Annotated in this window: 7 protein-coding genes, 1 pseudogene and 1 riboswitch; of the genes and pseudogenes, 5 read left to right on the top strand and 3 right to left on the bottom strand. The window is 47.9% G+C overall.

All coding sequences use genetic code 11. The annotated features are described in order from the left end of the window. Positions 1–8: 8 nt before the first annotated feature. Together SOHN41_RS01820 and SOHN41_RS01815 are read right to left on the bottom strand one after the other, a co-directional pair. Positions 9–5,306: a PAS domain S-box protein gene (locus SOHN41_RS01820; RefSeq protein ID WP_007644927.1), complete on the bottom strand. Its 5,298-nt coding sequence runs from the start codon at positions 5,304–5,306 to the stop codon at positions 9–11. 127 nt (positions 5,307–5,433) lie between these two features. After that, on the bottom strand, positions 5,434–6,792 hold the full coding sequence (locus SOHN41_RS01815; RefSeq protein WP_007644925.1) for an alanine/glycine:cation symporter family protein: 1,359 nt from the start codon (positions 6,790–6,792) through the stop codon (positions 5,434–5,436). 249 nt (positions 6,793–7,041) lie between these two features. Then, positions 7,042–7,172: riboswitch (glycine riboswitch) on the bottom strand. A gap of 418 nt (positions 7,173–7,590) precedes the next feature. Between SOHN41_RS01815 and SOHN41_RS01810 the strand changes: the two genes are divergently transcribed. The 5 genes from SOHN41_RS01810 to SOHN41_RS01790 all read left to right on the top strand — a co-directional run bounded on the left by SOHN41_RS01810 (position 7,591) and on the right by SOHN41_RS01790 (position 13,416). Continuing rightward, a complete protein-coding gene (locus tag SOHN41_RS01810; protein WP_007644921.1) occupies positions 7,591–8,280 on the top strand; it encodes an ABC transporter ATP-binding protein in 690 nt (229 codons plus the stop codon). 9 nt (positions 8,281–8,289) lie between these two features. Next, complete coding sequence (locus tag SOHN41_RS01805) at positions 8,290–10,887, top strand: ABC transporter permease (protein WP_007644918.1); 2,598 nt, start codon at positions 8,290–8,292, stop codon at positions 10,885–10,887. Then, complete coding sequence (locus tag SOHN41_RS01800) at positions 10,884–12,050, top strand: lipocalin-like domain-containing protein (RefSeq protein ID WP_007644916.1); 1,167 nt, start codon at positions 10,884–10,886, stop codon at positions 12,048–12,050. The genes SOHN41_RS01805 and SOHN41_RS01800 overlap by 4 nt, the downstream gene beginning before the upstream one ends. A gap of 226 nt (positions 12,051–12,276) precedes the next feature. Further along, positions 12,277–12,507 carry a hypothetical protein gene (locus tag SOHN41_RS01795; RefSeq protein ID WP_007644914.1) on the top strand — a complete coding sequence of 77 codons (231 nt, stop codon included), beginning with the start codon at positions 12,277–12,279 and terminating at the stop codon, positions 12,505–12,507. Between the two features lie 207 nt (positions 12,508–12,714). Continuing rightward, positions 12,715–13,416 carry a DUF3581 domain-containing protein gene (locus tag SOHN41_RS01790; RefSeq protein WP_007644913.1) on the top strand — a complete coding sequence of 234 codons (702 nt, stop codon included), beginning with the start codon at positions 12,715–12,717 and terminating at the stop codon, positions 13,414–13,416. A 146-nt stretch (positions 13,417–13,562) separates the two neighbouring features. On the opposite strand, the pseudogene SOHN41_RS01785 reads toward SOHN41_RS01790, so the two are convergent. Then, positions 13,563–14,623, bottom strand: a pseudogene (locus SOHN41_RS01785) (porin). Positions 14,624–15,047 lie beyond the last annotated feature (424 nt).

The following is a 15,047-nucleotide window of genomic DNA, read 5'->3' as shown; positions in this document are numbered from 1 at the left end:
GTAAACAGCTACGCTAATTCAGCGATAACCTCATCAATCAGATCGACCGCTTCATCAAACTGATATTGATTGATCATTGTCAGTGCGGGACTTAACTGCCGCCATAACTTGGCATTCACTTGGGGTTTTAATGCATCAATTTGCACTACCGCCTGCGCATCCGCATCCTCTAAACTCTGGCGCAAGCGTTTTAGCGCCGCGATCAAAGACGCTTCTGGCAATATATTTGCCTCGACCGGCACCAGATGCTCGTGCTCAGGCTTAACTTTCTCTATGGCCTCACAAATCGACGCCACTAGCACTTGAATTTGTTCAAGTTCAGCTTGGTATGGGCTACCTTCACTCAAGTGTAATTCTAATTGCCGGGCAAGCTCGGCTAATTTAGTCGAACTTAAATTGCCTGCTAGCCCTTTAAGGGTATGGGCGAGCCTAATGGCCTCCTCAGGTTTGTTAGCGGCAATTGCCCTGTTTATCGCCTCAACGACATGTCGTTGACCGCTTAAAAAACGTTCAAAAATCCGTTGGTACAAACGGCTGGAATTTTGTACTAACTGTAATCCCCTATCGATATCCAATTCGGGATGCTCTGGCCACTTCACCATTAACGCGAGGTCGGTATTGAGAGCTTTAGTCTCTCCTCCCTGTTCCTGGGTATCAGCAATAACGTCGGGACTATCCGCCGCCAGATACTTAAGCAGGGTCTGGTAGAGAATGTTCACTTCGATAGGCTTGGCGATATGATCGTTCATTCCAGCGCGAATGCACATTTCCCTGTCACCCGCCATCGCATTTGCCGTCATGGCGATCACGGGCAGTTCGGCAAGTTCAGGGCGTTGCCTCAATGCCTTAGTGGCTTGATAACCGTCCATAACGGGCATTTGGCAATCCATCAGCACTAAGTCAAAACTCTGTTGCATTAACTTGTCCAAGGCAATTTGGCCGTTGGTTGCTATGGATAAAATAATCCCGACCTGTTCCAAGAACTCGGTTGCCACCTCAAGATTCATCTCATTGTCTTCGACCAAGAGGATACGCTTACCCTTAAGCGGTAATAGGAGCTGAGGATCGAGTGCCTCATTGTGCCGTCTTACTGGCAGAATGCCAGCGCGGCCGAGTGCGTTCATAATGCCATCGAGCAGGCGTGATGCGCTAATAGGCTTGCTGATATACCCCGCTAAACCCAACTGCTCTATTTGGGTTAAAAACTCTTGATTAGCATGGGCCGATACCATCAAGATCCGAGGGGGTGTTTTCGCCTGTTGTAGAATTTGCCTTGCCGTATCTAAACCATCTAAATTCGGCATTTTCCAGTCGATTAACGCCACCGCATAGTCTCGCTGAGTGCAGCGATTAACGGCTTCATCCCCCGAGCGAACCGTATCGACCAAGAAGCCCATTCCCTCGAGGGTTGTGCGCATGATGTCCCTTGCGGTCGCATTATCGTCGACCACCAACACAGACATACCTTCAAGCTCTTGGCCTATTACTAATTTTTGACCGCTAGAGATTTGTAATTTCACAGTAAAGTAGAAGGTACTGCCATGTCCAAACTGGCTCTCAACCCCAATACTGCCGCCCATCAGTTCGACTAACTGCTTACAGATCGCTAAGCCTAGGCCAGTGCCACCGTATTTACGTGTAGTGGAAGTATCCGCCTGACTAAAAGATTTGAACAATTTTGCTTGCTGCTCATCGGTTAAACCTATCCCGCTATCCCGCACACTAAAACGTAGGGTCACATCGTCGTTCTGCTGCTCGACTAAGTTTAGCGACAGCAATACTTCGCCACGCTCAGTAAACTTAATCGCATTGTTCATCAGGTTGATCAGCACTTGGCCTAAACGCAGTGAGTCGCCAAATAGGTGCCGAGGCACATTGGGAGCAACGGCAAACAACAACTCCAGCTGCTTGTGTGCGGCTTTTTCGGAGAACATGTCACTGAGATCTTCCAGCATAGTATCAAGCTGGAATGGCACTGATTCTATATCCAGCTTACCCGCTTCGATCTTAGAAAAATCGAGGATATCATTAATGATCGAGAGTAAAGATTGCGAAGCCCGCTCTATTTTTTCCACATAGTTTTTTTGCTTCTTATCGAGTTCGGTCTGCAAGCACAACTGTGACATACCGATAATGGCATTCATGGGCGTGCGAATTTCGTGGGACATGTTGGCAAGGAAATCCCCCTTCGCCTTACTGGCCGCATCGGCCTCTTCCTTGGCGATAAGCAACTCGTCCGACAGCAATTTAAGCTCAGTCATATCGACCATGCTCATGACCGCAGAACTAAACTGTCCCTTACTATCCAAGAGCGCCGACACATTGACCGTCATCCACAAAGGTTTGCCCGAGGGATGAATAAAGCGGCGTTCTCCACGGTATTGCTCTATCTTACCCTCAGTTAACTTCTTAAACTGTTCCTTAGCGATCCCTTTGTCCTTGGGACTGAGCACCTCGAAAATAGGTGTATTACACAGCTCATCTCGGCTTTGGCCTATATCCTCACTGAATTGCTCATTGCAATCGAGGATAACGCCTTTAGCATCCACGTTCACTATGCCAATGGTCGCGCCATCGAAAAGTGCCTTAAAGTGTGCTTCACTGACCGCCAGCTCTTCTTCAATCGCTTTACGCTCGGTAATGTCCATCACATAGCCATTCCAGATGATCGCCCCATCTTGCATCATATGGCCGCTGGCACCCGCTTCCATCCAACGAGTACTGCCATTAGGGTGACGATAACGGAACTCACGTAACCATTGCAGCTTGTCGTCGCTCTTGCCCGCCAGAGCCCGCACGACATCGGGGCGTTCTTCATCGAAGATCCGCTCGGCAATGATATCGAAATCATTCATCAAATCATCACGGTGCAGCCCCAACATATGGATAGCGGCGGCGGAAAGGAAAGTAAATGCGCGGTCCGATGGCGAATTCCACCGCAGTTGGTACACAGTACAAGGGATAGACTCAGTAATATTCGTCAGTTGCTGACGTGATGCCTCAAGTTCGACTAAGGCGAGTTTACTCTCGGTAATATCATCGATACTGCCATCAAACCAAAGAGGGAAGCCATCCTCATTGTAACTTGCCTTACCTTTTTCGTGTACCCAGCGAATGCTGCCATCGCGGTGGCGAATACGGTATTCCACCTCGAAGGTTTCCTGTTGTGCCAACGCCCTGTCGATATGGCTATGGCATAGGGCAAGATCCTCTTCCAAAATCAAGGAGGCAAATGTGCGTTGACGATTCTCAATAAATTGACTTGCGGCGTAACCGGTAATATCGGCGATATTGTCGCTGATATATTCTATGACCCATACATCACCGATCCGGGTGCGATATACGGCACTCGGAATATTAGTCACTAGCCCTCGGAAACGCAGTTCGCTGTCGCGAATTTTTTGTTCAACGGCAATTTTTTGGGTCATATCCCGAATGGATGCAGCCAGCTGCTGGCTGCCATGGATGTCAGCGGGGAGCATACTCAAGGCGATTTCGGCAACAAACTCGCTACCATTGGCCTTTAAGGCGCGCACATGACGCGCATTATCCACTGAGCGCTCACGCCTCTCTAGGGTAAATTGCCCCCTGTCGCGCCCCGGTGTATTTGCAAAGGCTTCTGGCAATAGTGTCTCAACCTGTATGCCCAGCATGGCCTGGGAGTCATAACCAAAGAGCTGCTGGCAGCGTGTGTTTGTAAACACAATCTTACCCACTTGGTCGACAATCAACATAGCCTCGGGTGCGGCCTCCAGCACGGCATTAGACCAAGCGGCGGCCGAAAATTGCTCTGTGACATCGGTAAATAACATCTCCACCGACATTAATTCGCCCGAATCTGAGACTAAGGGCTGCATAAAAACATCGAGTCTCCTTGGGTGGCCCTTATCATCGATCATTTCAACCTGATGTGAGGGGACATTTTGGCCTTTCAAAGCCAAGTCGGTATATTCCCAATTCTTCTCATTGAGGGGATTGGCCGAGAAGAGTCTTTGATATTTGCGCTTTAATAGATCAGGAGAGATCCCCAATACCTTAGTCACCCCCTCACTCACTTGAGCCAGATGGCCATCGGGGTCGAGGGAACAATAAAAGGACTTTTCGCTCATACCATCGATCAAACGAGCGAAACGGTTACCGCGGGAATCTAAAATAGCCTGTTCCCGTTCGGCCAGTAACTCTGTCATTTGATTAAAGGTTTCGCTTAACGTCACTATCTCGCTCACGGCGCCTTTAGGGATCGCTAGCTGTTGGGTTTTCCCTTGACCGAAGGCCAAGATCCCCGACTCCAATGCTTCAAGCGGCCGCGTTAAGCGCTTAGCGGCTAGGTAGCAAGTGAGCAATAGTAATAGGGTTAATAGGCTGAGATTGAGTACTACAGAAGCAACATCATCTAGCAGCGTAGTAAACAGCTGCTGCTCTGGCACCATCACTATGACCCGCCATTTGAGCTTAGCCACAGAGGTAACACTGGCGAGATACACAGTACTCTTATCATCGATAAAACGCGCTTGTCCGTTTAAGCCCTTATCCAATAATGCCCAAAAATCACCGTTTCGGCGGGTATTCCTATCGAGCCACTCGGCCGACGTCACCGCCAGCACTTTCTCTTTATCACTGTGGAAAATGAATCGCTCTTGATCATCGATAACCACTAATTGGCTCGGCTGCACACCTAGCTGCTCAGGCAATTTATTGAGCGCCAAATCGACCGTCGCTACCCCAAAGTAATCATTTTTAGGGCCAAAGGGGACCGAATAAGTCACCATTAAGGTATTTCCCGCGCCCTCATCAAAGTAAGCCTTAGACCAATAGCCTCCCGCCTGATTGATTGCCTTAGACCACCAATCCCAAGAACCATCGGTATAGTCATAACCCTCGGCGCCAATATCCAAGTAATGGAAGTTGTTACCATCGCGGTAAACATAGGGGGAAAAGAGTTTTTTATCGGGGAAGGTATAAGGTTTAAACGCAACGGCTGAACCATAAAAATCCGGGTTACGCTCTAGGCGATTGGTCAACACCCGCCTGATTTTCTCACTATTATTAATCCCCTCCTTATTGGATAAAAAACCAATAAAATCGGCAACGCCTTGAGTATTGGCCTGCGCATGTTCGAGCAACAGTTGTAAACGATACCCAGAATTAGTGGATTCCTGAGCTAAGGAGTCGTATAGCTTTCGCTCGATAGAAAGATAATTAAACCAAGCATTAATGCCGTAAACGGCCGTCATGATAAGAATTAAAGGCAGCGCAATATGAGATAGAATTTTGCTGCGAAAGGTACGAAGTTTACTTTTATCCATGGCGTCGCCTCAAAGCCCCCGTTTTAATGCACCCATTTTAGGGTAACTCCTATAAAGTAAACGAAGAACCCTGTGGCGACAATCTCAAAGTTAAAATAATGTGAACTAATATATTGTTTTCACAACATTAATAAACCGCATCTAATGACCCCTTAGAAAACATTCGCTCAAAATAACGTTGAGTTTCCGCAATAATCACCTGACGTAGCCCTAAAATGGCAATCAAGTTAGGGATAGCCATTAAACCATTGACCGTATCCGCAAGCAGCCAAATCAGATCGAGTTTAATAAAAGCCCCACTCGCGATCAGCACCACAAATACCACTTGATACAAGCGTAAACCGCGCTCGCCGACTAAGTAGTACCAACAGCGCTCACCATAATAGTGCCAGCCCAATATAGTGGTAAACGCAAAACAGACTAAGGCAATGGTCACCAGATACTGACCCACAACCGCAGATCCACCGAGGGCGAACGCCGCGCTCGTCATGGCCGCGCCCGCTGTTTCACCGCTCCAGACGCCGGTGATGATCAATACTAAGCCCGTCATAGTACAAATGATGATGGTATCGAAGAAGGTGCCCGTCATGCTGACCAAACCTTGCTCAACGGGTTCATTGGTCTTAGCCGCTGCCGCTGCGATAGGTGCACTACCGAGGCCTGACTCATTGGAGAATACACCACGGGCAATACCGATTTGGATCGCCTGCGCGACTGTCGCGCCTAAAAATCCACCCGCGGCCGAGACTGGCGTAAAGGCCGATTCAATCACTAACCCTAGGACGGGTAAAATTTGCTCATAAAATCCGACTAAGATCCATACACAAGCCAGCACATAGCCAATCGACATGGCAGGCACTAGTTTTTGCGCCACATTCGAAATTCGCTTTACCCCACCTAAAGTGACTGCGGCAACTAACACAGTCAACACGGTCGCTGTCAACCAAGTCGGCACCTCAAAGGCAATCGTCAGCGCATCGCTGATGGCGTTAACCTGTGCAAAAGTCCCGATACCGAAAAAGGCCACACCAACCCCGAAGATAGCGAACAATTTCGCCATCCAAGGCAGACCAAGGCCGCGTTCGATATAGTACATAGGTCCACCAGCAATCTGTCCGCGAGCATCGGTAGTGCGATATTTTACTGCCAACATACACTCGGCATATTTAGTCGCCATGCCGAAAAATGCCGCCAACCACATCCAAAATAATGCGCCCGGCCCGCCCATTTTGATGGCTGTCGCCACGCCGACAATATTGCCCGTGCCTATGGTAGCGGACAACGCAGTACAAAGCGCCGCGAAGGAAGATAAATCCCCATGACCTTTGGCTGGTTTAAATAACAATCCCAGCGCCATAGGCAGTCGAAAAACTTGGATAAGTTTGAGGCGCGCAGTGAGATAAATCCCCGTGCCCACCAGCAAACAAAGGGTGATTGGGCCCCAGACGATGCCATTAATGCTGGCAAGTAAAGCTTGAAAACTCATGATATTCCTCGAATATTAAACAACAAAATTAATAAACGGAGGAGGAAAAGAAATGGCTGTGACGCGCCGCAGTCGGACGCTATTGCAAACTATTTTTAGCCTGTTCTCGACTGAGATTCGCCTAAGCTAAACGCGAAATGCGTGGCAAGCGAGTACTCTCAACGAGTGCTTTCAATAGATGCAAAGGTGCGCCATCTCAAGCAAAGGTAAAAATAGCCCACGACGACAAACGACAGGGACTGTGCAGTCATCCTCTCCTCTGTCCTTTTGCCTGAGCGTTTCGCGCCGCAGGTTAATAACCCACAACACTTTCGCCTTCGGCGCCATCTGACTGCACTATAAAGCTAAGTGCAATTGGTGGTCTCTCCAGAGGCTCGTCCAGTAACAGTCCACGCCTTACGGCACCTGAAAGAGTGCTTTGTTTTTATAAGAAGACTCGCTTCGATAAAACCAAAGTTGCCTCGTCGGTGTGGGGTTACATCCCCACTCTCCTGCTACCTTCATCCGAACGGATTGTTAAATCGAGTTTTGTACTCAATCTAACAGGGCGCACAGCATGCAATAAAGCATCCAATAGCTCAAGCCCATTTGCTCACAGTTCACGCAGGATTTAATTCAATTGATGTTTTTTACAGCAGATGCTGGGTTATATTTTGTTATCCTTTGATGATCCCATCCGCGTAAAAATCAGTATTTATCTGAATAAGAAATGCTTTATGTTAAACATGGGCTGGTAATGCTAGATTAGCTGCACAGCGTGTAATCTTGCTAACCACAACTGCATACGGGAGTTGCTCAATGGCCGACGTCACTCAACTTAACCCCGTCGCTAAGCTTAACCAAGTCACCAAGGGCTTTCGCGATGGCGAGCAATATCATCAAGTGCTACATGCGGTCGATCTGCAGATCAACAGGGGGGAAACCGTGGCACTCACGGGTCCCAGTGGCAGCGGCAAGAGCACCTTGCTCAATCTGATCGCCGGTTTTGAAATGCCAGACTCGGGCGAAATCCTGCTAGAACAAGCATCCACGTCAACTTGGCAAGACAAAGATTGGAGCCGTTTCAGGCGCAATTCCTTAGGCGTTGTGTTTCAACAATTTAACTTACTCACACCACTCAATGTGAAAGACAATATCGCCTTTCCCTTAAGTTTAACGGGGCTGCCGTGGTCAACTTGGTGTGACTATCTGGTTGAAAAACTTGGGCTAACACCACTGCTTCACCGCCAAGTGGAGGCCCTGTCCGGCGGCCAACAACAGCGGGTTGCCATCGCCCGCGCCTTAGCCCATAAACCAACCTTGCTGCTTGCTGATGAACCCACGGGTAACTTAGATGATATATCCGGTAAGCAAGTGATGGCGCTGCTATGCGAACTTGCCAAAGAAAGCCAAACCAGTATTTTGATGGTCACCCACAGTGAAGAATGCGCCGCATTTATGCAAAAGCGTTGGCACTTATCCCACGGTGCAATGGCGATTTACGGATAAGGAGCGGCAATGCGCCAACCGACTTTACACCACGCCATCATCGACTCACCGAGTGGCTCGATACAACGAGTCCTACTGAGTCTTAAGATCTTTTTCGCCCACTATCGCCACGCACCACTGCAGGCGGGGGCAACCTTGCTCGGTATCGCTCTGGCGGTCACCTTGCTTATCGGGGTAAAAGCCACTAATGACAATGCCATTCGCAGTTATAGCGAGGCGACCGAGCTATTAAGCCAAAGGGCGGACGTACTACTCACTGCGCCCCTAGGACAGGAGAATCTAGACGAATCGGTTTACTTCGTCCTAAGACAAGCCGGACTAAGCCAAAGTCTTGCCGTGGTCAGCGGCCGAGTCGCAGGTAAGGATGGACAATTCTGGCAGATTGAAGGTAGCGACTTAATCGCCGCTCTTACGCTAAGACGATCTCAAAAAAATACCGACATAAATACAAGTCTCTCCCTCGGGGAGCTACCGCTTGGCGAGCTACTCAGCGGCGAACCTCTGGTTGTCATGGGCCACAGTTTAGCATCTAAAATAGCCCCAAAGGGGGAGCTTGAACTGGCGCACCTCACCCTAAAGGTGTTCAGTATTGATGATAAGTGGGGCCTTGGCAGCGCGATCTTGGCCGATATTTCCCTTGCCCAATCATTACTTGGTTTACAAGGAAAACTCAGTTATATCGCCCTATTTAGTGACAGGGATAAACTCGCCGATTTAAAAAACCAGCTTGATCACCTTGGCATTACATCGCAACAAGCCAGTTTTAATCTGCAGGATCAGGGCCAAGCCCTCATGGCACTCACCCGCAGCTTTCATTTAAATCTCAACGCCATGAGCATGCTCGCCTTTGTAGTCGGCCTTTTTATCGCCTACAACGGGGTGCGCTACAGCTTAATGAAACGCCAAAAGCTGCTCATCCAGCTACTGCAGCAAGGTATGGAACGTCGAGTCGTCATGGGCGCACTGTTGACAGAATTGACTACCTTAGTGGTTCTAGGATCGACTATCGGTTTTATCCTAGGTTTACAACTCAGCCACTGGCTACAACCTATGGTGTCCATGACATTGGAGCAAATGTATGGCGCCCACTTACTGCCGGGAGTCTGGCAATGGACTTGGCTGGTACAAGCCATAGGTCTCACCTTAGTCGCCGCCTTAGCCGCTTGCTTACCCTTGTATGTAGACTTAACGCGCCAGTCCCTCGCCCAAGGCGCGAACCGCTATCAACAAACACTGGCACACAGTAAAATCCACCGTCGACAATTTGTTATCGCCTGCGGCCTATTATGTCTTGCCGCAATACTGTTCCCCTTCAGTCAGAGCTACAATATCAGCCTAGTGCTCTTGGGCATAGTCGCTGTCGCTATCCCACTATTATTGCCGCAACTACTGCACTGGGGAGTGAACGGCCTATTGCCCTTAGCCCGTCCGGGATTATGGCAATACCTGCTCGCCGAAACCCGCGAGCTTATCGCGCCGCTCTCCTTAGCTATGATGGCAATCTTGCTGGCGCTGAGTGCCAATGTGTCGATGAATACCCTCGTCGGCAGTTTTGAGCGCACCCTAAGGGTATGGCTCGATACCCGTCTACATGCCGATCTGTACATTCGCCCACCGACTCAACGTATTGCCGCAGTAAGAGACCATCTGATGCAAGACCCAAGGATAAACGGCCTGTATCAACAATGGCGACTTGATGCCCAGCTATCCAGCACAGGCTCAGAGCCCAAAAACATCCCAGTGGATCTTATTAGCCGCGACGAATATTCGATAAAGTACACCAGCGTGCTAAAAGAAAGCCTACCTAAGCTCTGGCAAGTCTACTTCAATGGCCATTACCTATTGGTAAGTGAGCCCCTCGCGATAAAATATCAATTGCAACTTGGCGATACCGTTACCTTGGATGTACTTGATAAAACATCGAGTAACCAAGTCGTTATTGCAGGGATTTACTATGACCACGGTAATACTCGCAACGAAGTCATCATCAGCCATACACTCTGGCAGCAAGCGCAGTTGCCCACACTCCCCATCAGCCTCGCGGCAAGCTTTTATGGTAAAGATAAGCACAGCAGTCTAAATGAGGCTGAGCTTGAGCAAGTTCAAATGCAGCTTGCCACTGAGCTGGATTTAGCCCAAGCGCAAATCTACAGCCAAACGAAGATAAAGACCCAAGCCATTAGCATCTTTAAGCGTACATTCTCAATCACCCTAGTACTTAACAGCCTGACCTTGCTGGTTGCCGCCATCGGTCTCTTTAGCGCCAGTTTAATGTTAACTCAGGCACGGCAAGCGCCACTTGCGAGGCTCTATTCCCTCGGCGTGAGCAGAAGCGAGTTACGCTACATGGTATTTATCCAAATGTTGCTTGTGGTGCTAATCACTTGTCTTATCGCCATGCCGACGGGCGCGCTGCTAGGTTACCTGCTGATCAATAAGATAACCCTGCAAGCTTTTGGTTGGACGATAAAAATGATTTGGGATTGGCAAACCTACGGCCATGCAATACTGATCGCCTTAACCACCTGCACCTTAGCCGTGATTTTGCCCCTATATTGGCAAACCCGTAAGCCATTAGTCTCCAGTTTGCAACAGGAAACCCTATGATGAAGATATCAAATTGGGCAGCACTGAACTTACTGGCAATACTGCTACTCCCCCTTATGGGTTGCGATCATCCATCAACGGCGACTGATACAGACCCAAAGTCCATGGCCAATGTCCTAGGGCAAACCGCTAATGGCGCAAGTGATAACGCATTTTCCCCCGTCGTATTAGGGTACACATTCGAGTTCCCACGGGATCACTTAGCCCATAATGGCTTTAGGCAAGAGTGGTGGTATCTCACGGCCAATTTAACCACGGCAGGAGGAGAGCAACTAGGGGCCCAATGGACTCAGTTTCGGGCCGCACTTAAGCCACCCCAATTATCCCCCCAGAGTCAATCTACTTGGGCAAGCGAACAGCTTTATTTGGCCCACAGCGCATTAACCTCGAGCAATACTCACCTTGCCCATGAAAAGTGGTCACGCCATCATCGCGAATTTGCCGAGGTTAAATTGGAGCCCTATCAAATCCGCCTCGACAACTGGCAATGGCAGAGCGAAACCAACGCACTCTTCCCCGCCACCTTAACGGTGGAGAATCCTGATTTTAGCTACCAACTTAAGCTTAATAGCCAGGCGCCACTACAATACCAAGGCACTGACGGCTATAGCGTTAAAAGCCACGATGGCCAAGTGGCGTCCTACTATTACAGCCAACCCTTCATTGAGATCACAGGTGAAATCAACCGCAATGGCAAAGCTGAGCGAGTCACGGGCCAAGGCTGGCTCGACAGGGAATGGAGCTCTCAATTTCTCACTAAAACCCAACAGGGCTGGGATTGGTTCGCGCTCAGACTAAACGATGGCTCGACGTTAATGTTGTTTCAGTTACGGGATCAATCACAAACAGAGAGCGCAAAGAATATCCCTATCTCGGCATTTTATAGCGCCAGGAGAATGTTTGCCGATGGCACGGGGCGCAATATCAATTCCACCGACAGCCCCAATGACATCCAGATGACGCCACTCAAATGGCAACACACAGTCAATGGCGATTATCCCGTCAGTTGGCAGGTGAAGATCCCCAGTGAGAATATCGATCTCACCATCACGCCACTCAATCCTAGTAGCGCCATGCCGTTATCCACGCCCTACTGGGAAGGCCCTGTGCAACTCTCTGGTAGCCATGCCGGCACGGGTTATATGGAGCTAACGGGATATTAACATCTGATGCCATTTATCCATTCGCACTCGATTAATAAGACGTCTGTATTGTGAGTATTATCCATCAAACAAACTGGCAGAGTATTGGAGATGAGAATGCTTAACCAAACATAGTGACTTTTGTCACTGGTGGATTAACCTAAACTTAAGCATACTTATTTTCATGCTTTGATTGCTATTCAAACTCAGCTAATAACAACGACCCACTAGATAAAGGAATTCGATTATGAATGCCGGAACGCTCGCCTTACTTATCCCCATACTCGCCATTGTCGGTGGCTATATAGTGGCAATTATGAAAATTCGTGAGAAACAAAGCATGGCAAATAGTGCACAAGCCGTAGAAAACCAAGCATTAAGAGCCGAGTTAGAAACGCTACGTCGCCGAATTGAAGTGCTAGAACAGCTAGTGACAGATGATGGTTTTCAATTGAAGCGTGAATTCAATAGGGTTTAGAAAGCGCCTTGCCGCACCGCCCTGTGGTGATATGAAGAGGAATAACCGGGGCCCATGCCCGATTGGCTTTACAAATATCACCATAATGTTACTTTGTACGACCTCCCTATACTCAAGTCATCGGGTGAGTTAAATACCTAAATTAAGGTAGACTCGTGATAAATTTGTTATCAATCCTTATCTTGAGCCATTTAAAATAGAGTTTATATGTTTCTAGCGCCTTATTTTTCCAAGCAAAATCAAGCTATTTCCGTTTCAGCCCAACAAGCCAGTGACTTCGCTAAGAAAATTGCGCAGGACTTTAATCCCATTCACGACGTGGGTGCTAAGCGTTTTTGTGTTCCGGGAGATTTGCTGTTTGCCTTAGTGTTAACCCAGTATGGTTTAAGCCAAAGCATGAAGTTTAGCTTTGCGGGTATGGTAGGGGATGGCGTTGAGCTGCAATTTCCGGAGCAAGTGAATGAACATTTTTCGATTTGTGATAGCCGAGATAAAACCTATCTAAATGTGACCCGCCAAGGCGATGTCAGCTGCTGCGATGCACAGACAGAATCCTTTATCCGCAGTTATGTGGCGTTTTCTGGGCACAACTTTATCGATATCTTGATACCTCTGATGAAACAGCATCAAGTAATGATCAATCCAGAACGCCCCTTAGTGATTTACGAAAGCATGTCCTTCGATCTCAGTACCCTCGATTTTGTGGAAGTCACCCTCTCCCTTGTAGGCCAAGATCTGCAGATCGATGGCAAACGTGGTGATGTGACACTGCACTTTGAGTTGCACAGTGGTGATACTTTAGTAGGCACAGGCATTAAGACATTAGTGATGAGTGGCCTACGCCCCTATGATGAGGTCCTAGCCCAGCAAATGTGTGCCACCTATGAGGGCCGTAAGACTGACTTCTAATTGCGCCGGATTGACCTAAACTAGGCAGGCCACGCTCGTCCAGTAAGCCACTTTCAATAAATAACTTCCAATAAAAATGCCATTCGCCCTTAAGCGAATGGCATTAGATTAATATCGATTTACACGCATCAATGTCCTATAGGACATTAGAAGTCGTAACGTACGCCTACAGAGAATACATTGTCGTCTTGTAAATCAGTTTTAGCATTAGCAACTGTAAAATCACCACGGTACATAGCATATTGGCCATAAACCATAGTTGATTTCGCTAAACGATAATCAGCACCAATGTTGAAGTTTTGGAAGTTGATGTCATCAGCACCTTTCACGCCACCCAGTTTAGTGTATGCGCCACCTAAACCAGCTTCGTCAACACCGTATTCGGCCTTCAGGTTAACACCATTCAGATCATAGGAAACGTTAACGAAGTAAGTGTTACCGTCAATGTCACTGTTCACTACATCTTCAGAGTTTTGGAATAAACCACCGACTTTGAATTGGCCGAATTTTGCTTGACCAACTAAACGATAGGCATCAACACCCGCAATACCTTTGTTATAGGCTACTGCGGCATAGTAGTTTTGATCTTTAAAGCCTTTATCACCTAACGTTGCACTTAATGCATATAAGCTTTCAGACGTTTTTGCAGTAGTGTCGTTATCATCGAATAGATAAGTCGCGTTCAGTGTGACTAAGCCCGCGATTTTTGGTGAGTAGTACCAAACACCATCTGCACTACGGGTTTGTGCGCTAACTAGACGGTCGATATCGGCGTTAGTGTTACCGAAAATATCGACGTTACCTTCGGCTTGTTTGAATACGGTATCGTTACGGCCCACTAATACAGTACCTGCGTTAGTTTTTAAGCCTAAATAGGTATTACGCGCCTTGAATACATCACCCGTTGTTGATGTATTTTCAACTTGGAATTCCATTTGATAGATAGCTTCGAAGCCATCGGCAATTTTTCTGTGCCTTTAACACCTAATAGAGAGAAGTTGTTTTCTAAATAGGTACCAGCGTTATTTTCATCGGCGTAATTTTTTGTATCAACACCATTAGTACCAGATTGTAGAGTCGCACCGGTTTCAGTATTAGTGACAGCAAGCTCTAAACGACCATAGAAGCTCGGGCCTTCGGCTAGCGCACCGAATGAAGCCAATGCCAGTACTGATGCAACTGATGCAGAGATGAATGTCTTTTTCATGTTTTGTGCTCCCTCGAACCTAAGTTCTTATCCATTTTTCATGGTTTTTGTGTGGTTTAAAACATTTGCTACTGAAATCGGTAACAAAGTTGCCGCCGATTTTTACAGTTTTACGACTCGCAGGCTGTGGTGCAGATCATGTTTTTGGCTCTCCTTGTCCGCATTCGGGCTTTTTTAGGATATTTCCGTATATCTCGACCGCAAATTGACGTGAAAGTGGTAAAACGGCATGTTTCACTTACTACTAAAGAGGTAGATTAGGCGCCAAAGCCCAAGTAAGTCGGCGAGGCTAACTGTAGCATATACTAATGTTGTAGCAAGTTTGTCATATAGGGGCTCAATGAGTGAGATTTGCAACGTTGCAGGTAAAAAAAGCGACATAAGTCGCTTTTTTATCAAAATCCGTTTCTGTTTAAACTAAATA

The sequence above is a fragment of the Shewanella sp. HN-41 genome, from assembly GCF_000217915.1.
GTDB lineage: Bacteria > Pseudomonadota > Gammaproteobacteria > Enterobacterales > Shewanellaceae > Shewanella.
This window is presented reverse-complemented; position numbering and strand designations above follow the sequence as displayed.

Bases quoted from the DNA above. Each gene is read 5' to 3' on its own strand.
- SOHN41_RS01820 (WP_007644927.1), bottom strand. From the start codon at position 5,306: ATGGATAAAAGTAAACTTCGTACCTTTCGCAGCAAAATTCTATCTCAT.
- SOHN41_RS01815 (WP_007644925.1), bottom strand. From the start codon at position 6,792: ATGAGTTTTCAAGCTTTACTTGCCAGCATTAATGGCATCGTCTGGGGC.
- SOHN41_RS01790 (WP_007644913.1), top strand. From the start codon at position 12,715: ATGTTTCTAGCGCCTTATTTTTCCAAGCAAAATCAAGCTATTTCCGTT.
- SOHN41_RS01800 (WP_007644916.1), top strand. From the start codon at position 10,884: ATGATGAAGATATCAAATTGGGCAGCACTGAACTTACTGGCAATACTG.
- SOHN41_RS01795 (WP_007644914.1), top strand. From the start codon at position 12,277: ATGAATGCCGGAACGCTCGCCTTACTTATCCCCATACTCGCCATTGTC.
- SOHN41_RS01810 (WP_007644921.1), top strand. From the start codon at position 7,591: ATGGCCGACGTCACTCAACTTAACCCCGTCGCTAAGCTTAACCAAGTC.
- SOHN41_RS01805 (WP_007644918.1), top strand. From the start codon at position 8,290: ATGCGCCAACCGACTTTACACCACGCCATCATCGACTCACCGAGTGGC.